This is a genomic window from Candidatus Pristimantibacillus lignocellulolyticus, assembly GCA_023639215.1.
Lineage (GTDB): Bacteria > Bacillota > Bacilli > Paenibacillales > Paenibacillaceae > Pristimantibacillus > Pristimantibacillus lignocellulolyticus.
Genome location: CP097899.1, coordinates 3,346,065 through 3,371,088, shown reverse-complemented (window position 1 = coordinate 3,371,088; position 25,024 = coordinate 3,346,065). Strand labels below are relative to the sequence as shown.

Sequence of the window (25,024 nt, the reverse complement as noted above, 5' to 3'; positions counted from 1 at the left end):
ACAAAGTCTTTTTGAGGAGCGATTGATCATGAATTACGAACATAAAGTACAGAGAGAAGTTGCCGACTGGGAACAAAAAATGTTCAAACCGCCGGGATGGCTGGAAAAAACATCGAAAACAATCGGCAATCGAATAAATCATTTGATTCCCCCGAAGGTGCACATCATCATTACGACTACTATAAAATCAATCGTGCGTACGGCACTGTTCGGAGCGGAATATACACCTAGACGTTCGGTAAATTATAATGTGGAACTTGAGAATGCAGATCAAGAAGCAAAAGAGTTGTTTGCCCTGTACCAAAAAATCGCGGTTGCCGAAGGCGCAGGAACGGGAGCGGGCGGTATTATGTTTAGCGCGGTAGACTTTCCAGCTTTAATTGCGATTAAGATGAAATTTCTGTTCGAGCTTGCGCACGTTTACGGTTATGACACCAAACATTTCTCTGAACGTGTTTTCATTCTTAGGGTATTTCAAATGACATTTTCAGGCCCGGAAAACCGTGTTAGGTTGTTGGATTCTATCAAGCATTGGCATATTGAAAAGGAACAATGGATCTCCGAAGCCGAATACTCACAAAATATGGACTGGGAGACATTTCAGATCGAATATCGCAACTCTATTGATTTTCGAAAAATGCTACAGATGGTGCCTGGGATCGGCGCTGTCGCAGGTGCATGGGCGAATTATACCATTCTTGAGGAATTACGCGAATTTGCTATGAACGCTTATCGTCTGCGGAGATTACACGATGATTTCGAAGTTCTAATATGAGAATATAGCCACAACTAAGAACTTAGTACGAATCTTTTAATTCCTCTTATCCGACATACATAACAACTTCTCAAGTACTACCCGTGATCGAGAAATGGGACCCAATCCAGATCAGATGGGTCCCATTTTCATTTCCTTACGGTTTGGAGGGTTCGCTTATCTTCTCGTAGTACGGGGCTAGCCTGGAGCCTAGCTTCTCAAACTGTACCCGTTAGCTCAATAATAGATCAATGTATATTAACCTGAATATGTAATCCAATCGTCGAAATGCAAAGTCAAAAACTTAATTTCTTCCTCATAATGCGACAAATGACCTTCTTCAACCATCTTCACAAAAGCTTCCTCCCCATTAGCTGCGCCTTGCGAAAGGGTTGCACACAAAGCTTGAAGACGCTCAATAACCCACTTCTTTAGGTTATCTGGGGCTTCCATACCATAACTTTCGAAAAACAGAGCTATTCGACGACGCCGATTACTAGCATGTAGAACGGGACTATATGGTACCGTCGCCGTTTCGGGTACAGCTGGCTCAAAACTTGCAAGCGGAACGGTTGTGTACAGCGTATACGCTATATCCCAAATACGAGGGCCTGGACTTGCCATGTCAAAATCGATGAGTGCCATTGGGTGTTGGTCTCTAAAGACGATATTATACGGCGCCGCGTCGTTATGACAAACGACTTCATTTATTGCTAGATCTGGATAAGCGTTTTTTGGGATTTCTTTGGAAGTAAACCCTCGTGTTGCATCGTGAAAATTCCTCTGTAATTTCGCTATTTCTATAAGCGAAGCATCCGACCATATGTAAGGTGCTATATCCGGATAGTCATTTCCAGGAACCTCACCTTGAATAAAAGTAAACATTTCTCGTCCCTGTTCATCCACGCCGAGAAAACGTGGGGCATTGTAGAATCCGCTTTTTTCCAAATAAAGCAAAAGATCATTTACATACGGATTGTTGTTAGCACTACGGCGTATAGTATCGCCTATTCGTACAACCTTGTTGACATTCCCACCTGGTAGCACTTCTTCTATTTCACTCATAATAAGCCCCCCATTTCACAAAGGTATTCCTCACAATGCCTCTTTGTATCGAACAACAAATGGTGTGAGCAAAAACCCTATAATTGCTATAGAAATTCCTATACCAATGGATGCAAAGAAGTTAACGTAAGGAGAACGAAAAAGCAAAAAAATCCACATCGGCAAAAATGTCATGCCTACAACTTTAAATCTACTCAAAAAAGTAATCTTATGTTTAGTACCACACTTGTCACATTCAATTGGTTTATATGCCAACCAAAACGAATTAAAGATTTTATTCCAGCTAAATTGTGAGTTGCATTTTTCACATTTTTGCAAATTACCCCTCCTCCGAATACTTTTTTTATGTTGCTTATGTCAAGATTTCGAACAGTTATCAAACAACAATTTTACTTTTAACAGAGCCTTTTTTTAATTATGAAGAATCATCCTGACGCAGCAAAGCAGTTGGAGATTGACAAGAAAGATGAGCGTAATTTGGTAATCGCTAATCGGGCAAAAGCCAAAGCATATGACATGATGGTTTTTGTGCTTGGAGCCTTAATATTGGTATTTGCTTTAATGGGTATAGATTTAATAGCGGTATTGATATTGGTTTTTGTCTATGCATTTATTCTTGGATATAACATTTATTACCGTGTAAAGTACTATAAAGAGATGTAATACAACTGCTCTTTTCGTATATATTGTTTCTTTTCAATACACTTCAAAGCTTGTAGGTTTTTTTTTAATATGAAAGGTACGACAGCGACTGAAGTAGAATACTTCATAACCCTGTGGGATGCAACTGTTCCCCACACAACCCTCATTCATAGGGGATCCAAGGGGGTTAACTAGTAAATCGATTCTATTTGAAAGGATATTATGAAAAAGAAATAGCACATAACCCCTGGTTTATTTATTACCGAGTTGTTCCGCCAAACCGATTAGAAGTCCTTCATGTCCACGAATGTAGCAGAGCCGATACGAGTCCTCGTACTGAACTATTTCGCCAACGAGCTGAGCACCAAGCTTAGTGAGTCTGGATACCATTTCGTCAATGTCTTCAACGGTGAACATGACGCGTAGATAACCGAGGGCATTTACAGGAGCATTTCGATGATCTGATATAGTAGGTGGGGTGAGAAATCGCGAAAGTTCAAGTCGGCTGTGTCCATCTGGGGTAACCATCATAGCAATCTCTACACACTGTGAACCAAGCCCGGTTACTCGACCAGCCCATTCACCTTCGACAGTAGCTCGCCCTTCGAGCTTTAAGCCAATCTCCTCAAAGAAAGAAATTGCGTCATCAAGGAATTCTACAACGATGCCAACATTATCCATTCTTAGTAATTTGTTTTTTTCCATAGTTTTATCTCCTTATGAGTACAAATTTATCATTAAACTATTCTGCCAGTTAGCATAATAAAATGAGCTATCCAAGTAAGTCCATAATTATTTAACAGGCTAATATCCTCTCAAAGTTTTTTAACATCATGTAAAAAAAAGATTAATGGGTATTTTTTCTCTGTTCTACCCAAAATCATGAAGTAAAAACAATTGATAGTTTATTACTGCCCGATAGCTTAATTAATTATTTCTTTTATTAATTGAATAAGAAAAATATATCACTCCACCAACGCCTAGAATCATTGATGTACCAAACAATAGCCATACTATTCCTACAAGTGTATCACTAGGACCGTTGCCAACTGGACCAACTTTTGGTTCGAAAAATCTATTTAGTTTCCAGATACCATAGAAAATAAGAAATATTGATGCGAACAATCCAACAATTTTTCTTTGTTTAATATTACTCACGCCCCCATCCGTACTTTTATAGAAGTATCACTGTCATTAACTTTATGTGTTATTCAACTATCGTTCTCCGTTAGTTCAACAGTAAAAACAAATTCAAACACAGTCAAATATTAACCATATATACAGTGGAGTAAGAGTACGATGGCTACCCTCCTCTCGTACTCGATTATTAAGCTCCTCTATTTTTGTTAACTAAAATTCTTATAAGCAATATTATAAATAGTGCTAGAAAAGCATACCCGATTTTTACATATAGTGAGGTGATTTCATGCGAAGTCATAGGTTTTTCAAAAAATATAAAGTAACCCAAATAAAAAACATACACTATTGTACTTACCGTAATGATATCAACGATACGTTTTATTACTTTTTTTGACATACACTCACCTCCGCTAAATAATTGAAAATGCATCGATATGAAATGTACGTTGCAACCAAACTGATGACTAGCAAGTCCTTCCTGTCATGTGATTATTAACGAAACCTATCAGTTACTTCAACAAAAGAAAAAGGAGAAGTCTACTACAAACTCTTTAGTCTAAGTCCTCTTTCTTTTCATTCTGAGCTGAATGTTCTCTAGCACCAAGTACCATCCGTATCTCTTATTCTTTTTCCGTAATGAACATGCCAATGAAGATGTTTATTGCTTTGATATTCTCCAATATTGGTTGATACTGTACATCCACCATGTTGTTCGTTTATCTGTTTTGACACTTGCTGAATTACCGACAATAAATCGTTCAGTAAGGCTATATCTTGATCTGAAACGTCGATTAGCGAAGCGATGTGTTTCTTAGGAATCACCACGATATGTACTTCATAATAAGGACGGCTATGATAAAAAGCCAAAGAATTGTTAGTTTCCAAAACTTTTTTCACTTCTGTTTTACCACTTAATACTTCGTCACAATAAAAATCTTGAGCACCATTTGTCATTCGTAAATACAACTCCCTTTTTATTTAGGCTATGTAAAATCTTAATTTTTTTACCCCAAAAGAAAATTACTTTATGTAATAAGGCAGTTAACTAAGTTATCATACACGTTCCAGCAACGATTTTGCTTATCAAAATCATTTTATTGTTTACCTATCCATTCGCTCGAGTATACCTGGGTAATTATCGTCTATAACTAGCATTGGTTCCTTGATAGATTGTAAGATGATTTCTAAGTCAACTGACTCATTTTCCGTTTCCGCACGAATTGTTCTATAAATTGTAATAACTGCTTCCATCTTCTCATTTTCTTCACTACTTGTAGCATAAGAATAGTGTTCAAGAAACTTATTAGTCAAACCATATATAAAGCTATCAACACGAATTAAGCTGTATTGTAGCAAATCCCAATCAGCTGCTTCGTCTCCCATATGCAGAGTTGAAATGGTAGATATATAGGAATAAATACTTTTGCTTTCTCCATTAACAATCCTCCAATTGTCGTAGAACTCTCTTTTTAATTCACTATTTTCTTCTTGTTCAATAGGCAATTTAATAAATTCCTTAAGCTTATTTGCCAAATTATCACCTGTCGCGGATATATGAGATAAATATTGATAATTTCTATCTTTACTCTGATTAATATATTGTCTGTACTCTAAGTGAATATAAATACTGTAAATAATAAAAATCCCAACAAATAAAACAAGAAGTTTGGTTATATTCTTTTTCAAATTCTCCTTATTCATATAATCCCCCAAACAAATATTTTTTCCGATTATCACAAATTGGAACTTTCCTACCCATTAGCTTAATAAAATAAGCAGGCCACCACTAAGCCTGCTCACCTATGAATATTATTCAACTCTAGTTCCAAAATCATTTCTCTGGATCATGTACTTTAGTCCACCCATGTGTGTTTTCAATGGTTTTAAAACTTCCGTTTATGATACGGAAGACCCTCGCCCTCTTCACAATACTGTTTAAGACTGTACAAAAAAATAGCCCAATTATAATTACATACGCGATAAAATGAGCTGACTTCCTTCCAATCTATCTGACGAAAAACAATTGAAGTCTTCCCGTTTTTTTCCTCTAAATCAAAAGAAATTTTCGTACCTATCCATTCTGGATCCGAATCAATACACTCCCACAAGATCTTTTTATCGGTAACAAGTTCATCAACTCGCATCTTTGTTAAGCCTTTTCCGCCAAATCGGAACTCATTTATACAACCGATCTGATCATTGACTATTAGTTCATTTGTCCATATTTCTGAAAGTCCTTTTGCAGTGGTTAATGCTTCATATACCGTTGAAGCTGGAACATTCACGGTCTGTAAGTGCTCGATATTTGCCATATTACCTATCCCCCTTTTTGAACTAGCGTTTCCTCTTCAATGATTACTCCGTATATACCCCTGAAGAATTAACAAGGCCACTGTCAGAACGTGGTTTTAGTGATGCTAAAAAAGTCAATGATATATTACAAAAAGCGAATATTGACCATGTAATTTCCAGTCCTTACAAACGAGCATATCAAACAGTCGAAAGCATTGCTAAATACATAGGTGAAGATAAACTTTTATATGGATAAACATTGATTAAATTAAGTACTTCTCTAAAAGCTGTTTCATTGAGGAATGATGCTTATTGAGCCATTCATTTCTAGTTAAAAATTGATTTAGGATATAATTGAAGTTTTGCTCAATATTTTTACCAGAATAATACTGACCTATGTAAATATGAAGTACAGCAATATGATAAATTTGAGTTAATAGCTGTAAATGTTTTATTTCTAGATATGAAATTTTACTAAATTGAGAATACCCTTTAATAAATGCCTCAGTCATATGCCAAGAACCGTTTGTCAACTGGAGAATGTGATTTAAGGAGATTGTAAATTCCATAAATCTCAAATCAAATGACGTAAAATCAAAATCTAATACACCTTGGATTTTGTTGTCTTTAGAGAGTAAGTTGTAAATTAATAAGTCATGGTGCACAAGCTGCTTGGGCAATTCCTTTAACTCATGTTTATTGAGCTCCACGGTTGAGAACATTTCCTTATAAAAATTAATCGTCGTATTAGGAATTTCAAAGGGGGGCGATTCAAAAAAAGATGTTACGGCTTGATTGTCAGCTAATGGATGCAGATCATAAATTTTAGTAAAGGGCACCCCTTCATATTTTATCTCTTCTTTGTATTCACTTAGTGCAAAAGTAATTTCTCCGACAACATGACCAAACTCCAACGCTTGCTGCACATTTAATAACTCCGGAACGGTTCCTTCCACGAATGTAACGATCGAACCTAGTGTTCCGTCAGACAACTGTACGTAACGTTCACCTACTCTCGTATTTAGAAAAACAGGCACAACAAATGAAAGTTTCTTTTTACTTAAAAACGAAGTTATTGTTGCTTCGAATTTAATACTCTCTACAGTTTTAGTATGTTGATTGTAGATACGGACGACATATTTTTGGCCATTCAACTTAATAATTTTTGTGAGATTAGTAAGACCGAAGGGGACCGATTCAATCTCGTATTCAGGATTCTCAAAATAATTACGCACGATTTCTTCAACTTTCTGTTGCATCAAAATCCCCCTTCTTTATCGAACCTATTATTCTTTACAGAGTATCACAACAAAGAATACACGAAACGATCAAGCTATCGTGTGCCGTTAGTTCAATAATTACGCCATTCGTAGTACAAATTTCTCAAGTGCTATAGCAACACCATCATTATCATTTGATTCAGTAATATACTTCGCACAATCTTTTAGTTCTATTATTCCATTACCCATTGCAATTGGAAATCCGCACATATGGAAAAGCCCCAAATCGTTAAAATCGTCTCCGAATACCATTACATGTTCCGAATTTATTCCGATATCATTTAATACCGACTTCACTGCATTTTCTTTTGATGCTGATTTATGCATGATTTGAACCAATACACCTTCATCGGTTGCGATTATGTTAACCTGGTTACCAAATTTCTGGACAGCATCACTCCATGTCCTATAACCGAGAGCTAGTATTTTTGTCGGGGAGATTGAACTGATAAAATCGTAATCGACTGCCTGCGGTTTAGGCTCATTCGAACGGGCACCGAACTGTGCACTCTCTGTGTCGGGAACTGGTGAGCACGTATACCATAAGTCATTAACTTCATATGTGATTGTCGACTGAGGCTCATTCAACCTAATGAATTCGCTAATTTGTTGGCTAACCTCTATAGGGATACTAATGTGCTGCTGAGTCTGCTTGGATTTGCATTTTATTAGAGCACCATTGTAGAAAACCATGAAGTCTACAAAAGGAATATCCTTTACAAATTGTTCAGCAGCTCTAGGCGGTCGTGCCGTGGCAACAATAATATGAATCCCTAAATCAAAACACCTTTTAACAGCACTATAATTTCGAGGAGATATGAATTTATCACTATCAAGTAATGTTCCGTCCAAGTCTAATACAATTGCCTGTATTTCAGCCACTTACATTTCCTCCCATAGTTTACTTTTTCCAATTATACACAAATGACTGTGCAAACGGTAGTACATATTTGAATTAATCAATCCATTATGGTTAAGATCACATCATCAATATCCGTTGCCCTAAATTCGTTAACGCCCCATCCGATTTTCTATGGAAGAAAATCCCTGTTCTTCCGGAGGAACAGGAGCACATTCAACATTTCGAAGCCATTTATAATCAATATCGAGATAGAATTCGAAATTATATTGCAGTAAAGACAAATTCGGCAACTGCCGATGACTTAACGCAATAAGTTTTTTAAAAGCAATGGAAAACTTTCACTTGTTTAAGTGTAACTCCAGTATATTTACTTGGCTATTCAAAATCGCGCAAAATATTGTGAAAAACGAGTATCGTACGAGATCACGACATTCATCGGAATGCCTGAAAGCGCAGTTAAGAAAAGACTCTACCGTGCCTTAAACAAACTAAAAAAGAATTAAAAGAATGGGGTGACATTACAATTATGTCTATTAAAGAATTGATATCAATTGTGGATAAAAGCGAGGCTCCCTCCAAGAATGATGGTATGAATAAGGTATACCATGACTTATTTGAAGAGTTGAAAAGCAATTTAGATCGAATTATTACAACCTATCGTCATCGACCTTCTCAGAAAATCACTATTGAGATCTATCCGGATCTGCCCACTTTTCATCAAGCAATAAACGAGCCATTGGCACCTAAATGGCTTACACACGGGCTCGGCGGACATGAAGCCAAACAAATGTCACAAGAATATATCCAGTATAGCACCTCCGAAGCAATACAAAATAACGCTGTCCCTAGCTTTTAAGCATTAACTAATGATACTTGGGATTTCGAGAAGATAGGGGGATATGGATTCTCGCACTTGATCGTAGAATATCTCATTCATTCATATAGTTTAGATGCGCTCAACAAATTCATACGCGATGCCACTTATTTTCAAAACGCTTTTCAAGTATCGGAAACTGAGCTACACGGAATGTGGGTGCAATATTTAAAATCTAGGCTATATTAAATTTTTATACTAGTATTTGACCATAACAAAACCACCTTCGAAAAGGTGGTTTTGTTATGGTCAACTATAGCTCAACAGTATACTATACTCTGTTCTATCTATTACAGCCTCATAGCCCGTATCATTAAACTATCCTACCCGGTAACTAACCTTTTTACAAAAGTAACTCTATGATAGTCTTGTATGAAGAAATCCTTTTCAAAATCAACTTGCTCATAACCGATATTTCGGTAGAAAATTAAAGTATTTTCATTGCTAACATGCCCCAAAGTATGTAGAATCACCTCTTTCCCACCAAGTAAATGAACTTGATTACATATGGTATCAAGAAGTTCTTTTCCGATTCCTTTACGTTGACTTTCCTTATGAACTGCCACCCCCACTATTTCATAAAGTCCTTTTTCAGCATCGAATATATATCCAGCATGACCGTGAACGATATCGGTATGTGCCACGTAATAACCGCAAATCTTATGATCCTGCTTCTCCAGGAAATCAGACCAACGCAATGGATATTTTTCTATGATGAATTTTGGAAATTGAAGAGGGTGACTTGCCATAATATTTTCAACTTGACTTCGATCATTATCTTCCAATAAACGTATAATCAATCCTTCACCCCCCTGAATTACTGGGAGCTATTGATAAGTATAACTCCCAGTCGAAATCCTTAAGTTTAACAGTATTCTTCACTCGTGTGAGGCATGAAAATATTAGACAATTTCCCCGCTTGATAGTAAGGGTAATCCATCATCTTTTGGACCTTTTTCACCACATCCTTATTCGTTAGTGATTCAACAAGGTACAACCCTAAATCAATAGAAGCTGAAACTCCTCCGCCGGTTAAAATATTTCCATCACGTACAATCCGAGCCTTAACAACCTCTTTGCAATAAGGAATCAATAATTCGTAAGCAGTTGGATTAGTTGTCGCCATTTTATCAGTTAAGAACCCTGCGGCACCTAAAAGCAAAGCTCCCGTGCAAACAGACACTTTGTATTGCACATCTCGAGCAGTTTGTATCCAAGATATAAACTCTGTATCGTATCTCAAATCTCTAGTAGACATTCCTCCGGGAATAAATATCAAATCATACTTAGACAGATCTGGGCTAATATGTTCTATCTGTATTGTCATACCACGGTCGTCTGTAATTTTCTCATATTTTGCACAGAGATCCCATGACACATTTTCCATAACATTTAGAATTTTAAGCCAAGACACCGCTTCATAAAAGCCGACAAAATCCAATGTTGTCATCTTGTCAAAAAGAATATAAGCTACTTTCATTCCATAACACCGTCCCTTTCATGGATAAAAACACAAAAAAGCATCTGATCTTAGATCAAATACTTTGCCCAGGCGAACGGCGTATGAAATATGTGCTTCCTCGTGGTTCTCCACGTTTCGCCAGTCACACATACCAAATATTTACTTTATTATATTCTGAAATATATAATACATCAAGTTAATTATTACGGTTTTCTGCCCGTTAGTTCAATAAATGTTCAGCACTAATACTATTCATTTAAGCTCTAAAAGAATACGCTCAGATCTTAGTGAATGTTGCTACTTTATTTTCCGATTCCAAAATTTTATCTGGACCCCCTTTAAAACAAGAACACTTGTTTGCATTTTTATTTATTTTTTGTATACTAAGATAGTGTTTAATGATAAGAAGGAATATTATATATAGAAAAATTGATGATTTTATCCTAGATTGGTTAGTATCTATGAAGGGAACACTGCAAGTGTTGCAGGTAATTACGGATGAGAAATTGGATCAGAGTATTGTGGAGGGTCACAAGATTAAACTACATAGTAAGGAGTGAGAGTGATACATTTATCCAATAGACAAGCTAGACAATTTATCCTTCTTAAACAGGGGCTATTAGGTACGTATAGATTTATAGAAAAAAAGGGAGTTATGGAATATATAAGTCAGGGTGGATGTATTCAGTATGATCCAATAGATACTTGTGGAAAAAATGCAGAACTAGTATTACAATCTCGTGTACGAGGATTCAGTAAAAAAATGCTCTATGATTTATTATATGAAGAGAGAGTACTAATTGATTATCCTGATAAGAATCTATCTATAATATCTGTTACTCAATGGCCTTATTTTGAAAGATATAGAGAAGCAGCTCGAGAAAATGCTATGAAGTATGAACAAATAGAGATCCTATCAGATAAAATACGTGAAAAAATTAAGCAGTATGGAGCATTAAGTTCAGATGATATTAAATTCAGCGATCATTTTAACTGGCAATCAAATATTCATTGGAGCGGAGGGAATAATGCAGCTCGATCAGTTTTAGAGCAGATGTATACGACGGGGGAGTTAGTTATACATCATAAAAAAGGTACTCGTAAGTATTATGATTTTTCGACTAATCATATAGATTCCGAAATATTAATTACAGAAGATCCTCTTAAACATGATTTAGAACATTTAAAATGGCGTGTGCTTCGTCGTATCGGGGCAGTGGGTCTATTGTGGAATCGAGCATCAGATGCATGGTTAAACATATGGAATTTTAAAGCAGAGCAGCGAAAAGAAGTCTTTCAACAATTAATATCAGAAAAAAAGATTATTCCTATTTATGTAGAAAAATTCAACGAGGCTTTGTATTGTTTGGTAGAAGATATTCCACTCATTGAAGTAATTAAAAGAAAACAAGAATGGGATGAACGTTGTGAATTAATTGCCCCTCTAGATAATCTTATGTGGGATAGAAAACTTATATACAAACTCTTTAATTTCGACTATAAATGGGAAATATACACACCTGAGTCAAAACGGAAATATGGTTATTATATATTACCAATTCTACATGGAGATAAATTTATTGGTAGGACAGAGATACGTATTGAGAAAGAGACACGTACTCTAATAGTAAAAAAAATATGGTTTGAGCAGGAAACTAACAATACTTCTGAATTTCAAGCGGATTTAGATGGGTGTTTAAAGAGGTTTTCTATTTTTAATGATTGTAACTTAATAAAACATGATTATAGAAAAACCAAATAAGTTTAGTTTTATTTGCAATAGCGTATTGTGTTTAGACTCAAACATTAATATAAAGCATTGGCAGACCAAGACTTGATAATTAAAATCTTAGACTGCCACTGTTGTCATAAAAACTATCATTTTCCGTTAGCTCAGTTAGCGATGAGAGTGATTCTCTGTTCTTTGTTTTGAGTTCTCGACTAAATCGGATCGGGCGGTGCAAAACGGTTATTGCTTGCTTGCTCGTAAGCATAGGCAAGTCTGAATAGCGAAGGTTCACTGTATGCGGTTCCGACAAAGGTTATCCCCTGCGGCCCCTTGGTCGTATAGCCTCCTTCAGCGATGATTCCTGTCTCAGCATATCCTCCCGGTACTGTAATAGCAGGATACCCCGCACGTGCGGACAAATCGAGACCATCTTCGTTACCAAGAAACAGCAGTGCGTCCAATCGATACTCGCGAATCGCATGGTCGATTCCCTGGCCTCGGGCTACCTCTTGGTTTAGGAGTAAACTCTCGATGTACTCCGTTTCGGTTAACATTCCACTCGTTTCGTTAGACCAGATTAGCGTATCTTGACCGTATTTAAGTGCGGAGTCTCGATTCGTTTCGTTATAGGCTATGAGTTCATCTAACGTTCTAACCGAAGTACCAGTACCTGCTTTGGCGAGGTAATCGTTCAGTCCTTTCTTGAACTCGAAACGCATCACGTCCCAGTCCCACTTAGCACTCTCGCAAGGCAACGATATTGGGTCGATGATAATGGCCCCGCATTCCTTGCATAAGGCGATTGCTCGTTCAATAATCGCTAACCGGGATTGGTCCAGTCCTCGATAATATTGACGCGGAACACCGATTCTCGCAGCACTTAAACCGTTAAGGTCCAAAAACCGTGTATAGTCCTTGTGTGCTATTCGTTTATTAGATAACATGGATGCATCTTCCAGGTCCGTGTCTGTCATAGCACTCAGTAAGATTGCTGCGTCCCTGACTGTCCGAGTCATTGGGCCGGCTGAATCTTGGCTTTGAGTAATCGGGATAATGCCCGAACGACTGACGAGCCCGATTGTGGGCTTCAGGCCGACGAGATAGTTCTGAGAGGACGGGCTGATGATTGAACCTGAAGTTTCTGTTCCGATCGCAGCGGTACACAAATTAGCGGCAACCGATACACCGGATCCAGAGCTCGATCCACCTACGAACAATTCACCGGGACCATAAGGATTTAGTGTCAAGCCACCTCTTGAGCTATACCCTGCCCACATCGTAGGCGACATGAAATTCGCCCATTCCGTCATATTAGCCTTGCCCAAAAATACTGTTCCTGCAGCCCTTAATTGTGCGGCTAAGTACGAATCCTTCGGGGCGAAATGGTTCGCCAGTGCGACCGATCCGGCACTAGTATGCATACGGTCACCTGTATCGATATTGTCCTTGAGCACGATAGGAATGCCGTGAAGCGGTCCGCGAGATCTACCTTGTTGTCGTTCTTCGTCTAGCGACTCTGCGACAGCAATCGCGTCCGGATTTACTTCCAGCACCGCTTTCAGAATTGGGTTAAATCGTTCAATTCGCTCTAAATACCAGCGAACGCAATCCACTGCCGTTAACGTGCCTAACTCCATCGCCGCTTGTAACGAAGCAATGTCTATCTCGAATAACATTTCGTTTATCGTTTTATCCATTTTAGAGAGGCACTCCAATTCTAAATTTCTATATTTTAGTATTTTTTGATATCAATAGTATATAACCAACAGAAATAATTTACTATGTATTATTTGTGGTTTAAACTATGCTGCCCGTTAGCTTAACGATCGATTTCTAGAGACATACTCCCCAATAAAAAACAGTTTATTTACTTTTTAACTCTACTTGAATAATATTTAAGCATTTTTCTCCAAATAAGATTCTGTTTCCTTTAATAGGGTGAGGAAACTCTTAATTCGAACTATCTTTTCTTTTTCTGATTTAGATAGTCTGTTAAGATTTAAGGTTCCATTTTAGTTGAATCACTAGCTCCGAAAACTAAACCTATAAAACCAACGGCTTCTGGTATCGCTACTGGTGCTTGGAGACGGAAAGATTCCGATTGAAACTTATGGTTTATAAAAGCAGCCGTACCTCCATTTTTATGTGTAATGCTTTAATTCCCCGCCATTCACCAACGCTAGCATCGGATTCTCCAAGATCAATAATTGATATATCCTCTACTAAACTCCAAGAACGTTTTTAGAATAATCTGTGGACCTCACTCACCTTAACCCCCATTAGCTCCTATTCTAATAATAATTAAGTCATTTGAGTGTAAGTGAAAGCCGGTATAAATAACGAAAAGCGTAAGATGTCTATGTAAGTCATAGACCATCTTACGCTTTTCACTTACTTTTGCTTAATTGTAAATGTATCGAGTAAGTCTCCATTAATATCATAGGCGTTGTAAATTAGTTCAGTTGACGAGACAGATACAGTACCAAACATTTGTAAATCATTCTGGAAATGAACAGCTTGATATTTCTTATCCTTTTTCTTCTCATTAAACTTCGTACCAGAAGCGTTCATTGTTACATACACCGTACCTTCAGTAATATCATCCGATTGACCTTCAACTGCCTCACCGTCGATTAGAGGAAAACTTCTCGAATACTCATGGTTATGTCCTTGTAACACAAGCTCTACACCATACTTATCAAATAATTTCACCCAATCATCAGCCTCTTTAAATCGACTGCCACCGTATACACCTCTATGCATAGATACCACAATCCACTTCTGTGGATGTTCCTCTAACACTTGTTCTAACCAACTCGTTTGTTCATCGATGTCCGCCTCAGTATTCATACTAATATAGAGCAAATTACTATATTCAAAATAGTAACTCGTTTCAGCAATTAGCTTATCAGCACCATTCAAAGGTAACGTAAAATGAGAATGATAGCTAGTTGGCTCTTCATTCAATTGTTCATGATTGCCTGTTGTTGGCATGAAAGGTAGACCCATCATAGACTTACTAAATTGAAAGAACCATTTCCACTGCTGCTCGACATTAGGATCTTCTGTCAAATCACCGCTATGCACAATAAATTGAGCTTCTGGCAATGTTTTTATTGCTTTGTCTAATGTTTGTCCCCATATCTTAAAATCATTTTCAGTCTCTCCTTGAGAATCTGTGACATGAATGAAGGAAAACTGCTCCTGATCAGCATGATAGATGTTGAACACAGCATTGTCACTTCGTAACTTCTTGTCCGCTCCACCAACACGATATGTATAGCTCTTATCCTCTTCGAGACTATCCAGTTTAACGGAATAACGATAATAAATCTCATTATTACTATTTATATGTTCTTTCACAGTTGCAGTTGTTACTTTCACATTTTCAGCGTCCCATTTGTTGTATTCGGTAGCATCAATCCATTCAATATAAGGTTGAACTTCTAGTTGGGGGGAACTCCAACTTATAATACGCGTTGTATTATCTACAATGGAGATGGTTACTCCATAAGGCCTTTGACTTTCACTATTCTTCATATATTCTGCGATAACAATGCCAACCAACATTATAGCGATTATGATCACTATAATAATTTTTTCTTTTTTCATAACTATCACCTACTTTCATTACTTTTACAAAAGTTTAACACAAAACACTATTGACAAGCATTCAGCCTTCTTTCAGTTGCTATTCATTTTCGTATAAGCATTCAACTTTACAATAAAAATATACATTGATAACTACGAAATAGAAATGAGGTGTAACATGAGCAAATCGTTAAAATATCGCAATGAGTTCAAATATTATATTAGTCCTCATCAACGTTTCATTATTACTCAGAAGTTAAAAGGCATTTTACAATTAGACCAGTATGTGTCTGAAGAAGGAGAATATCATATTCGCAGTTTGTACTTTGATGACATACAAAATACAGCATTGCACGAAAAGTTAGGCGGCATTCGCGATCGCGCCAAATATCGAATTCGGATATACAACAAAAGTGATAACCTGATTCATTTTGAAAAAAAAATAAAATGTCGTGATTATATTGCCAAAGTAAAAGAACCTATCACAAGAGCAATGTACGATCAGATTATTGACGGAAATTATGAAGTATTAAAAGAAGGGAATAAGCCACTACTACTAGAGATCTATGGTCAGATGAAAAATCAATTACTTCGCCCGATTATCATTGTTGATTATGTCCGTGAACCTTATGTTTCTCGGCATGGGAATGTTCGCATTACATTCGACAAGCAATTACGAACAGGATTAAACAATATTGATATTTTTGATCCTAACCTAAAACCAATTCCTGCGCTAGATGAAGAAAGAATCATTTTAGAAGTTAAATATGACGAATATTTACCGCAAGCGATACAAGCAGTATTACAGCTTGAAGGCGTTAATCGAACGTCAGCATCAAAATATGTTATTTGCCGCAAGTACAATAAAGCAAACAATTGGGAGGATTATTAATGGAAACAACGAACACAGTAACTTCAGCAGCAGCAGCTACTGACACAACAAGCACCACATTTACAGATATTATTAAAAACTCGGTGCTAGATAGCTTTGGTACAGATATTGCAATTGGTCAGATCATTATTTCACTAGCTATTTCTTTCATTGTTGGACTATTTATTTATTTTTTATATCGCCGTATATTTAGTGGCATTTTGTATTCTAAAAGTTTCAACGTAGCACTAATCGGAATGACAATGATTACAGCGACAGTAATTATTGCTATTAACTCTAATCTAGTGTTATCTCTTGGTATGGTTGGAGCCTTGTCCATTGTACGTTTTAGAACGCCAATTAAAGACCCTACAGACCTTATCTTCTTATTCTGGGCAGCAGTAGCAGGTATCGTCACAGGTGCTGGTTTCTATACTCTAGCAATTATCGGCTCACTCGTTATTGGATTAATCTTGTTCTTCTTTATTAAAGGTGGATCTACAGAAACTCCTTATTTACTTGTTGTTAATTGTGATCACGATACGGCAGAACAACAAGCTCAAGCTAAAATTTCAGCTGAAGTCAAAAAATTCAATGTTAAACAAAAAACAGTTACTCCTGGTAATATCGAAGTTACGTTTGAAATACGTCTCAAAGAAAAAACTGGTTCGTTCATTAACAATTTAGCAGCTATTCCAGGTGTACAAACAGCAGTATTAATTAGCTACAATGGCGATTACGTATCTTAATCTAGGAGGACGATATGAAATTAACATCAACAAAATCAATGTTAATCAGTGTCAGTCTAATTCTTCTGCTTGGACTAATTAGCGGGTGCTCTAATTCTAGCACCTCTAATAAAGTTACTGGAACTGCATCAACTAGTAAATTAGACTCGATCTACTTTCCTAAAAACGAAATCGTATCCGTTGAAATTTCAATTGATGAAACTGCATTTCAAGAAATACTTGATGATCCAACAGCGGAAGCATATCATTCTGCCAATGTTACGTATAACGGAAAACAGTTAGACAATGTTGGATTCCGGACGAAAGGTAATTCAAGTTTATCATCCGTAGCTAGGATGACAGATTCAGAGCGCTATAGTTTCAAGTTATCACTTGATGAATACGTATCACAAAATATTGAAGGAATTACAACGATTAATCTCAATAATAATTTCAGTGATGCTTCGTATATGCGAGAATTTCTAGCTTATGAAATCGCGGAAAACATGGGCATCCCAACTCCTAAGTACTCTTTCGTAAATGTGTATATTAACGGAGAACTTTGGGGGTTATATACAGCAGTCGAACAAATGAATAGCGCATTTATTGAGCGAGAGTTTGAGGATAGTTCTGGTACATTGTATAAGTCTAATGGTGGTACTGGCGCAGATTTGACTAATCTTGCGACGTTTGCTGAATACACCGGTCTTGATGTGAAGTATGGCAAAGCTAACGAAGAGGCGCTCCTTCATATGACGGATGTGCTGAACAATGGTGAAGTTTATGAAGAGGTGCTTGATGTTACATCTGCATTGAAATTTATAGCACTCAATACGGTCATCGCTAATCTGGATAGCTATGCAGGTAACTTTAAGCATAATTATTATTTATATGAGACAAATGGCATATTTAACTTAATTCCTTGGGATCTGAATATGGCATTTGGTGGCTTTGGTGGTTCTGGTATTCTAATTGATGAACCTACAGGTGTTGCTCTTAATACTAGACCATTAATAGCTAATCTTATAGCAAGCGACTCCTATCGTGAGCAATATCATACGATAATTAGCGAATTAATAGAGACCGAATTCACTAGTGGGCAATTTGCAAAGAGAGTGCAAGAAATTCAAGCTTTAATAAGTGATTCCGTTGCTGATGATCCTACTGCTTTTGTTACTTATGAAGAGTATGAAAAAGGTGTAACATCACTATTAACTTTCGTGGACACTCAAATAGATTCGATTTCGAAACAATTAAGTGGTGAAATTGAATCTGCTGGTGATGGTTCAGGTTCTGTCTCTTCTGGTCCAGGCAATGGTGGCGGCGGCGGAATGATGAACTTTGGCGGTCGCGGTGACAATGCTGATGGCGCGATGGCTCCTCCCGATGGCATGAACTTTGACGGGCAAGGCGGCAATGCTGATGGTGCGATGGCTCCTCCTAATGGCATGAACTTTGGCGGGCAAGGTGGCAATGCTGATGGTGCAGTGGCTCCTCCTGATGGCATGAACTTTGGCGGTCCCGGAGACAACGCTGATGGTGCAATGGCTCCTCCCGATGGCATGAACTTCGGCGGCGGTGCGTTAGATCTCCTTAATGGAATGACTGTTGAGGAAGCAAAAACTGTGCTTGAAAGTATAAAAGATGGAACAGCAAATGCAACTGACTTCCCACTCCCTGATGGTATATCTGTCGATGACGCTCTTGTTATGCTTGAGCGTATGGCAAATAATGAGAATACTGGTGGTATGAACTTCGGCGGTCAAGGAGGCGGTCGTGGTCAAGGAAATATGGGTCAAGTTCAGATGGGAGGGGGCATGAATTTTATCCCCTCATCTGTAGTCCCTACGATTTCAACAGAAGCGAAACAAGATCATGCCCTAACAACATTATTCAGTATTATTGCGATATTAATTGGTTCATGTATTATTGTATTATTCCGTAGAAAACGTCTATAAATAAGAAAGCTGAATGTAAAAGTAATGTATCTGGTGAAATCCAGCCTTGCTTAGCTACATTCAGCTTTAATATTAGATACCTCTTTACGTTCTTTTCGAATACATACTAGTATTAAGAACTGTGCTGATGCCATTAGTATTATTATGATTGGTAACCACATCGAATCAAGATCGCTTGCAAAAATAATTAACAATATGATTGCACATACCCGGCCTACGTTAAGGAATAATTCCCTCATAACGACAGCTTCTACTTTCAATTGCCCTTTTAACGGCAAAGTATTAATTGATCTGTAGAAATGTGATGTCAAAGAGTTAGTAATTAATGGTGTACATATGGAGTAGATAATCATAAAAATAACGACTGACCATAATTTAACTTCTATTAATAGTAAGAATGCTCCAATAACAACTCCGCAAGTTGAATAGAAAATATATTTTCTAATGTATTCTTCTTTTGCAGTTTTGGAAATGATATAACCCATCAATACAGTAATCGCTGAGAACAAAACTAGAAAATATCCTACCCAATCCTCTCGATCTAAAGCTCTAAACAACATGATATTCGGCAGGAATAACATTACCCCTTGAAATAACCCTAAAAACAAGAAGCTGAATAAACCTGCTGTCCAGTTAAGATGTTTCTTCATTACTATACCTACATATTTCAAATAATAAGTACGATGATGATTAACTGTTGCTTTTATTTTCAAACTAATAATAGCTGCTAACACAAACATAATAAAAGCAAAAACAAATATAAGTATATATCCTTGCAACCCATTCATCTGTTGAATAATTAATCCAGCTAATGCAGGTCCAGCCAAGCCAGCTAAATTAAACGTTATCGTATTAATTGCTAGATAGCGGATACGGTTACGTTCGGTTGAAACATCATATTGTAGAACCAAGTATCCCGTCCAGTAAAATCCACCTGCAATACCATTCAACAAAGCAAATACAATATAGTAATGTGGTACTGCCTCTCCAGTCAATATAACTAGCAAATAGAAGACTGCAAAAAATGATATCCCGAGACGATATACTACCATCCGATCATGTCTCTTGGCAATTAACCCCCCGACAGCAAATGCAATGGGTGTAATCGCAAAGTTGATCATATTATACACTGCATTGATTGTAAAATCTCCCGTCAACCTCCATAAGTATAAATTGAGGAATAACCCTGACATCGATGCTCCGAATTGAAAAAAAGCATGAATAGTAAGTGATACAACCGCATCCTTGCTAAGCCTAAGGTCTGGTGATAGCGAATTATTCGTAAAGTACTGCCCTATTCTAGCAATGAGGCTCCTTTGTCGCATGCAGTTTCTCTCCCTTGTATGTACAACTTTCCAACCATTACAGTGTATCATAGAAACAGTTTTACGAGCCGGAAAATAAATCTTGCAACGATATATTATTTGGCTAAATCTGACGATAAGTAATACCTTGATGAGAACAATTCTTGCATCTAAAAAAAGTAGAAGTAACTCAACAATTCTCGAGTTACTTCTACTTGATAAGAATATCAATAATCTAGGTAGCCAATTCCGTTAGTAACGGAATTGATTGTTGGGCACCTAATCTAGTAACAGAGAGTGCTGAAGCTTGAATAGCCATCGAAATTGCTTCATCCATCGTTCTACCTGCTACAATCATCGCAGCTAATGTTCCCGAGAACGTATCACCAGCTGCCGTAGTATCAATTGCCATGACTTTATGCCCTGATTTATGAACATTATTGCTTCCATTATAGTAAGCAACCCCTTGCTCACCTAACGTAATTAGTGGATATAAGATTCCTTTGTTACGCAATATGTCTAACGCAGCAAAGGCATCATCAATCGTTTGAATTTCTACGCCAGTGTACATTCTGCATTCTATTTCATTAGGTGTAAAGTAATGAATTCCTTGGAGAATGTCATCATCTAGCGGAAGTGCCGGTGCTGGATTCAAGAAAATAGGAACTTTACCTTTGACGACAGAAATAACTTCGTAAACCGTTTTAAGTGGAATTTCCAATTGTAGCATTATTGCTGATGCAGACAATAGCTCAGATTTTAATTTACGAATATCCTCTGGCAATAGACAACTGTTCGCCCCACTTGCCAATATAATAGAGTTGTTACCATCTTTTACTGTTATTGAGGCAACGCCTGTTGAAATACCCGCTTCCTTACTTATAAAATCTGTTCGCACACCATAATGTGATAGATCATCGAGAAGAGATTGACCAAAGATATCATCGCCGACCTTTGCCATCATCCATGTATTAGCGCCCATTTTTGCGCAAGCAACTGCCTGATTAGCACCTTTTCCGCCGCCTGATAGAAAGAATCCCTCTCCATTAATCGTCTCTCCCACTTCTGGAATTCGGCTAGTCTGCATGACCATATCCATATTCATGCTGCCTATTACAATTATCTTCATACTCTTCTCCAATTCACCTTAGGACTATAATTCTGTCACACGAATATCGCGATAGCTTGTTCTTGCTGCTGTATTCGTACTAACACCGTACATTCCATAACTAAAGGTGTCGTCCTCATGTTGTAATACGACTGTCCCACCAATGCTTAATGATATTAAGTTTCCATTAACGGTTACGTCAAAATGATAATCTTGATTGTGTGACCAAGTAAACTCTGCTGAAGCTAACTTCTTATGACCAAAATCATTCACATATAATGATACTTGACCTTCACCGTCAAATCCAACATGGTATCCACGCATCGCACCTTGTGCTCGCACTGCTACAAGATGTGATTGTCCACTTTGTGCATTCAATACCATTGAAACTTTATAATCTTTAGCAAAGTAAGCTCCAGTATACGCTTCACTAGGTTCAGCAGTCATTAAATGCATGGCTCCATCTTCAATTCTCCATGCACCATGATTGTGTGCAAATGGTGTAATGCAGCCAAAATCAACGCGTTGCTTGGCAAAATCAATGGCATAATTTGCTTTCCCGAATATTCTAAATTCATCAATGAAAATACGTCCTAAACTTTTCGGCTTCTTCGGTGTATATGCTTCAAATACGATACCGACCTCATCAATCAAATCACCTTTTGAATCAGGGATAGTAAATTCTAATTCAATCCATTGCTCCCCCACTAGTTTCACATAACCTTGCAATAGTTCTTTTTTACTTGACGCAAGGCGAACATATGGTGCAACACCTGGTGTTTCGTTACCTTCCCATTGATCTAAGTAAATTTTCATAGATACCGTTTGGCCCGAATATGCTTTTGGCGCAAACGTAGGTGAATATCTTTCGTCGTTAAATTCGTCTCTTGTATAGAATGGTTTATAATATATTTTACACTGCTCACCGCGTAACATGCGATCAAATAAAACCTGTAACGAACCCGTGCCTTTATAAGAATATTCCGTAGAGTGTTTCGCTTCACAGAAGAAGGAATTGGATAGACGCATATTATGAGTAGAACCGGGCAATTCAAAATCAAAGTAAACTTCATCTTCTTTAAAGCTTTCAAGCAATTCTACGGGACAAGGTTCATTAGCCAGACGATAACCTAGAATCGCTAATTCTTTCGCATAAGTTGGAATGTCTAGAATGTTAAGATATCCTGAAATACCTGACATAACGATAGAATCATTAATAGGTTTACGGTATTTATCTGCAATTCCTTCAAGTCCACAAGCAACACCTAATACAGTACCTACGTTACCAGCATTACAATCTGTATCCCAACCGCACATTGTTGCAATTTCAACGGTACGATTAAAGTCGCCTTCTCCATATACCATTGCTAGAATACAAACACCAGCATTAGGAATCATATGGCATACCCCTGGATATTTATCATAACCCCAATCTCTTTCTAGCATATCACGACAATCACGGAAATTAGCAGGATGCTTCTTATGGAAAGCGATAACCGCTCTTGCTACTTGATAATAAAGTGATGTGGTAGGAATCTGAGCTAATCCCGCCTCAATAATTTCACTAACATCACTAGTGTCAAATGCTTTTGCAATAGCTGCACAGAAGAATCTTGCACCATATACTCCTTCACCGTCATGTGATACTCTAGCAGCAGCTTCACCAAAATCAGCAGCTTTCTGCGGATTACCTGGATTAACCAGCCCCCATGTATCGATGAAAATTTGCCCGCCAATTTGTTCAGCTATTGTCGTACCATTTTGGGCAATAGATCCAGATTGCGGTGCTTCGATTCCATTTTTCAAATTGATAAATGCAGTATGTTCAGTGCTTATACCATACCCGCCCCACCAGAACATGCCTACCCCTTCACGTGCATAGTTCATCCACGCTCTAGCAACGTCTTGAGGTACGATATCTCTATCCTTAGCATCGTCATACAATGCACGTAAGAAATAGAAAGGACCATTAGCATCGTCATCTGCCGCAAAGTTTTTGAAAGGCTTCACATAATCAGTAATATCTCCGTACGTATTTAGAATTCGCTCATAAGACCAAATCGTTGGTTCAACAGGGGCTCCTAGACGAATACCAATGTTCATTCCCAAATAGCCTGCATAAATCTTTTCCAAATAATTAGTTGCTATCATGCTGATGCACCGCCTCTTAGTGATGTTAGAATATGTTGTTGCCTTGTATTATTTTGATTGAAATCTTCCATTATAATGGCTTCCGCTACTTCAATAAAACGATCACAACTTTGGTCAATATTTTGCTTACTTACATTTTCTAAAGCAATTCGTTCGTCAAGCGGAATTGCTGAGACGCCATGCATAGCTCCAAGAATAGCTCCAATCATAACCCCGATAGAATCTGTATCTCGCCCTGAGCTTACACCATCTTTTACTGCCTCTGTTAAATTCCCTTCATGTAACATCATGAACCCCATAGCAAGCGGTAGTTCCTCTATGGAAAATAGTCTACTAGGAGTGTAATGATTCGATGGAATACCCAGCTTATGCACTCCTCTATTCACATCATTACCCATTGGAGAATATTGACCAATTACTTCATGAAACTTTCGTACAACCTCATCACGATCTTCCCTAATATATTTAAGCGTTATCGCCGCGTCGCACACATCATGAATGGCTCGTTTTGTCCCATCTTTGGCATAGTGCAGTGCTGTCTCAATCACTTGCTCTACCGATACACCTGGCTCAAATGCTTTAGCTACACTACAAGCCATAACTCCTGCAGCTTCTAAGCCATAGCTAAGTTGATGACCAGAAGCAAATAATATCGCTTCGTCATATGCTCCTCTTGGATTACATGCATTGATAATACCAATCGGAGAGATATACATAGCCGCGCCACAATTGACCATGTTACCATAGCCGCCTTCGCGTGGCTCACAATTCGCTAGTACATGTCGATTGAAAATATGTTTTTCCGGATAAAATAGTCGATCTAGTATTAATGCCTCTCTACCGAATTCCGGAATATATCTAGGGCGATACGCTATTTCTTTTACAAATTCATTAGCAATATCATAAGCATCCAAATGACGATTTTCTGTACAATAAACATTCATAAGCGCTAATGTCATTAGCGTATCATCAGTTATTATTCCCATCCCTCTCATTCTTGAAAGACGGGCTGACTCCGGCCAATCTGCTTTCCACCACTTCGTTTGCGTTGTTTCTACCCGACCATATTTCTCTTTAATTTGCTCATAGGTCATTTTTTCCACGACTGCGCCCATTGCGTCGCCGTATGCTGTCCCGAAAACTACACCCTTAACTCTATCGGAAAACGTAACCATTAATAATCCACTCCTCCCTTAAGGGGTACGGGGCATCC

At 37.7% G+C, this 25,024-nt stretch carries 25 protein-coding genes and 1 riboswitch; of the genes, 7 read left to right on the top strand and 18 right to left on the bottom strand.

Translation table 11 applies throughout. From position 1 onward, the window contains the following. Positions 1 to 28 precede the first annotated feature (28 nt). Complete coding sequence (locus NAG76_14295; protein URN93010.1) at positions 29 to 775, top strand: EcsC family protein; 747 nt, start codon at positions 29 to 31, stop codon at positions 773 to 775. A gap of 237 nt (positions 776 to 1,012) precedes the next feature. Here NAG76_14295 and NAG76_14290 read toward each other — a convergent pair whose 3' ends face one another. After that, positions 1,013 to 1,819: a phosphotransferase gene (locus tag NAG76_14290; protein ID URN93009.1), complete on the bottom strand. Its 807-nt coding sequence runs from the start codon at positions 1,817 to 1,819 to the stop codon at positions 1,013 to 1,015. Between the two features lie 30 nt (positions 1,820 to 1,849). Continuing rightward, entirely contained in the window at positions 1,850 to 2,137 is a 288-nt protein-coding gene (locus NAG76_14285) for a hypothetical protein (GenBank protein URN93008.1), read from the bottom strand. 99 nt (positions 2,138 to 2,236) lie between these two features. On the opposite strand from NAG76_14285, the gene NAG76_14280 reads away from it, so the two are divergent. Next, positions 2,237 to 2,482: a hypothetical protein gene (locus NAG76_14280; GenBank protein URN93007.1), complete on the top strand. Its 246-nt coding sequence runs from the start codon at positions 2,237 to 2,239 to the stop codon at positions 2,480 to 2,482. 231 nt (positions 2,483 to 2,713) lie between these two features. Here NAG76_14280 and NAG76_14275 read toward each other — a convergent pair whose 3' ends face one another. From NAG76_14275 to NAG76_14240, 8 genes are all read right to left on the bottom strand, one after another. Further along, positions 2,714 to 3,166, bottom strand: a complete 453-nt coding sequence (locus NAG76_14275) for a VOC family protein (protein URN93006.1) — start codon at positions 3,164 to 3,166, stop codon at positions 2,714 to 2,716. Positions 3,167 to 3,388: 222 nt separating this feature from the next. Then, positions 3,389 to 3,619 (bottom strand): hypothetical protein, encoded by a 231-nt coding sequence (locus tag NAG76_14270; protein ID URN93005.1) that lies wholly within the window; start codon positions 3,617 to 3,619, stop codon positions 3,389 to 3,391. A gap of 169 nt (positions 3,620 to 3,788) precedes the next feature. After that, on the bottom strand, positions 3,789 to 3,998 hold the full coding sequence (locus NAG76_14265) for a hypothetical protein (protein URN93004.1): 210 nt from the start codon (positions 3,996 to 3,998) through the stop codon (positions 3,789 to 3,791). A 197-nt stretch (positions 3,999 to 4,195) separates the two neighbouring features. Beyond that, on the bottom strand, positions 4,196 to 4,555 hold the full coding sequence (locus NAG76_14260; GenBank protein URN93003.1) for an HIT domain-containing protein: 360 nt from the start codon (positions 4,553 to 4,555) through the stop codon (positions 4,196 to 4,198). Between the two features lie 147 nt (positions 4,556 to 4,702). After that, a complete protein-coding gene (locus tag NAG76_14255) occupies positions 4,703 to 5,302 on the bottom strand; it encodes a hypothetical protein (protein ID URN93002.1) in 600 nt (199 codons plus the stop codon). Positions 5,303 to 5,484: 182 nt separating this feature from the next. Continuing rightward, positions 5,485 to 5,913 carry an SRPBCC domain-containing protein gene (locus NAG76_14250; GenBank protein URN93001.1) on the bottom strand — a complete coding sequence of 143 codons (429 nt, stop codon included), beginning with the start codon at positions 5,911 to 5,913 and terminating at the stop codon, positions 5,485 to 5,487. Between the two features lie 243 nt (positions 5,914 to 6,156). After that, a complete protein-coding gene (locus tag NAG76_14245; protein URN93000.1) occupies positions 6,157 to 7,152 on the bottom strand; it encodes a phosphotransferase in 996 nt (331 codons plus the stop codon). A 99-nt stretch (positions 7,153 to 7,251) separates the two neighbouring features. Beyond that, positions 7,252 to 8,055, bottom strand: coding sequence for an HAD family hydrolase (locus NAG76_14240; protein URN92999.1), 804 nt, complete (start codon positions 8,053 to 8,055; stop codon positions 7,252 to 7,254). Positions 8,056 to 8,561: 506 nt separating this feature from the next. Here NAG76_14240 and NAG76_14235 point away from each other — a divergent pair. Further along, positions 8,562 to 8,891 (top strand): hypothetical protein, encoded by a 330-nt coding sequence (locus NAG76_14235; GenBank protein URN92998.1) that lies wholly within the window; start codon positions 8,562 to 8,564, stop codon positions 8,889 to 8,891. Positions 8,892 to 9,232: 341 nt separating this feature from the next. On the opposite strand, the gene NAG76_14230 is transcribed toward NAG76_14235, so the two are convergent. Together NAG76_14230 and NAG76_14225 are read right to left on the bottom strand one after the other, a co-directional pair. Next, positions 9,233 to 9,709 (bottom strand): GNAT family N-acetyltransferase, encoded by a 477-nt coding sequence (locus NAG76_14230; protein ID URN92997.1) that lies wholly within the window; start codon positions 9,707 to 9,709, stop codon positions 9,233 to 9,235. Between the two features lie 65 nt (positions 9,710 to 9,774). Further along, entirely contained in the window at positions 9,775 to 10,389 is a 615-nt protein-coding gene (locus NAG76_14225; GenBank protein URN92996.1) for a DJ-1/PfpI family protein, read from the bottom strand. A 59-nt stretch (positions 10,390 to 10,448) separates the two neighbouring features. Then, a riboswitch (ZMP/ZTP riboswitch) is annotated at positions 10,449 to 10,527 on the bottom strand. A 406-nt stretch (positions 10,528 to 10,933) separates the two neighbouring features. Between NAG76_14225 and NAG76_14220 the strand changes: the two genes are divergently transcribed. Next, entirely contained in the window at positions 10,934 to 12,133 is a 1,200-nt protein-coding gene (locus NAG76_14220; protein ID URN92995.1) for a winged helix DNA-binding domain-containing protein, read from the top strand. A gap of 179 nt (positions 12,134 to 12,312) precedes the next feature. On the opposite strand, the gene NAG76_14215 is transcribed toward NAG76_14220, so the two are convergent. Further along, positions 12,313 to 13,797: an amidase family protein gene (locus NAG76_14215; protein ID URN92994.1), complete on the bottom strand. Its 1,485-nt coding sequence runs from the start codon at positions 13,795 to 13,797 to the stop codon at positions 12,313 to 12,315. Between the two features lie 694 nt (positions 13,798 to 14,491). Then, complete coding sequence (locus NAG76_14210) at positions 14,492 to 15,712, bottom strand: metallophosphoesterase family protein (GenBank protein ID URN92993.1); 1,221 nt, start codon at positions 15,710 to 15,712, stop codon at positions 14,492 to 14,494. A 157-nt stretch (positions 15,713 to 15,869) separates the two neighbouring features. Here NAG76_14210 and NAG76_14205 point away from each other — a divergent pair, with 157 nt between their 5' ends. The 3 genes from NAG76_14205 to NAG76_14195 are packed head-to-tail and all read left to right on the top strand — an operon-like array spanning position 15,870 to position 19,248. Continuing rightward, a complete protein-coding gene (locus NAG76_14205) occupies positions 15,870 to 16,583 on the top strand; it encodes a polyphosphate polymerase domain-containing protein (protein ID URN92992.1) in 714 nt (237 codons plus the stop codon). Further along, positions 16,583 to 17,311 (top strand): DUF4956 domain-containing protein, encoded by a 729-nt coding sequence (locus NAG76_14200; protein URN92991.1) that lies wholly within the window; start codon positions 16,583 to 16,585, stop codon positions 17,309 to 17,311. The genes NAG76_14205 and NAG76_14200 overlap by 1 nt, the downstream gene beginning before the upstream one ends. Before the next feature lie 14 nt (positions 17,312 to 17,325). Beyond that, on the top strand, positions 17,326 to 19,248 hold the full coding sequence (locus NAG76_14195; protein ID URN92990.1) for a CotH kinase family protein: 1,923 nt from the start codon (positions 17,326 to 17,328) through the stop codon (positions 19,246 to 19,248). Positions 19,249 to 19,298: 50 nt separating this feature from the next. Here the strand turns inward: NAG76_14195 and NAG76_14190 are convergent, their stop codons facing one another. The 4 genes from NAG76_14190 to NAG76_14175 form a co-directional block, all read right to left on the bottom strand. Beyond that, entirely contained in the window at positions 19,299 to 20,573 is a 1,275-nt protein-coding gene (locus tag NAG76_14190; GenBank protein ID URN92989.1) for an MFS transporter, read from the bottom strand. Positions 20,574 to 20,787: 214 nt separating this feature from the next. Then, positions 20,788 to 21,681, bottom strand: coding sequence for a ribokinase (rbsK, locus tag NAG76_14185; GenBank protein ID URN92988.1), 894 nt, complete (start codon positions 21,679 to 21,681; stop codon positions 20,788 to 20,790). Between the two features lie 24 nt (positions 21,682 to 21,705). Beyond that, the gene (locus NAG76_14180; GenBank protein ID URN92987.1) at positions 21,706 to 23,811 is read right to left on the bottom strand and encodes an ADP-ribosylglycohydrolase family protein; all 2,106 of its coding nucleotides are present in this window, start codon (positions 23,809 to 23,811) and stop codon (positions 21,706 to 21,708) included. After that, the gene (locus NAG76_14175; GenBank protein URN92986.1) at positions 23,808 to 24,986 is read right to left on the bottom strand and encodes an ADP-ribosylglycohydrolase family protein; all 1,179 of its coding nucleotides are present in this window, start codon (positions 24,984 to 24,986) and stop codon (positions 23,808 to 23,810) included. The genes NAG76_14180 and NAG76_14175 overlap by 4 nt, the downstream gene beginning before the upstream one ends. Positions 24,987 to 25,024: the final 38 nt, after the last annotated feature.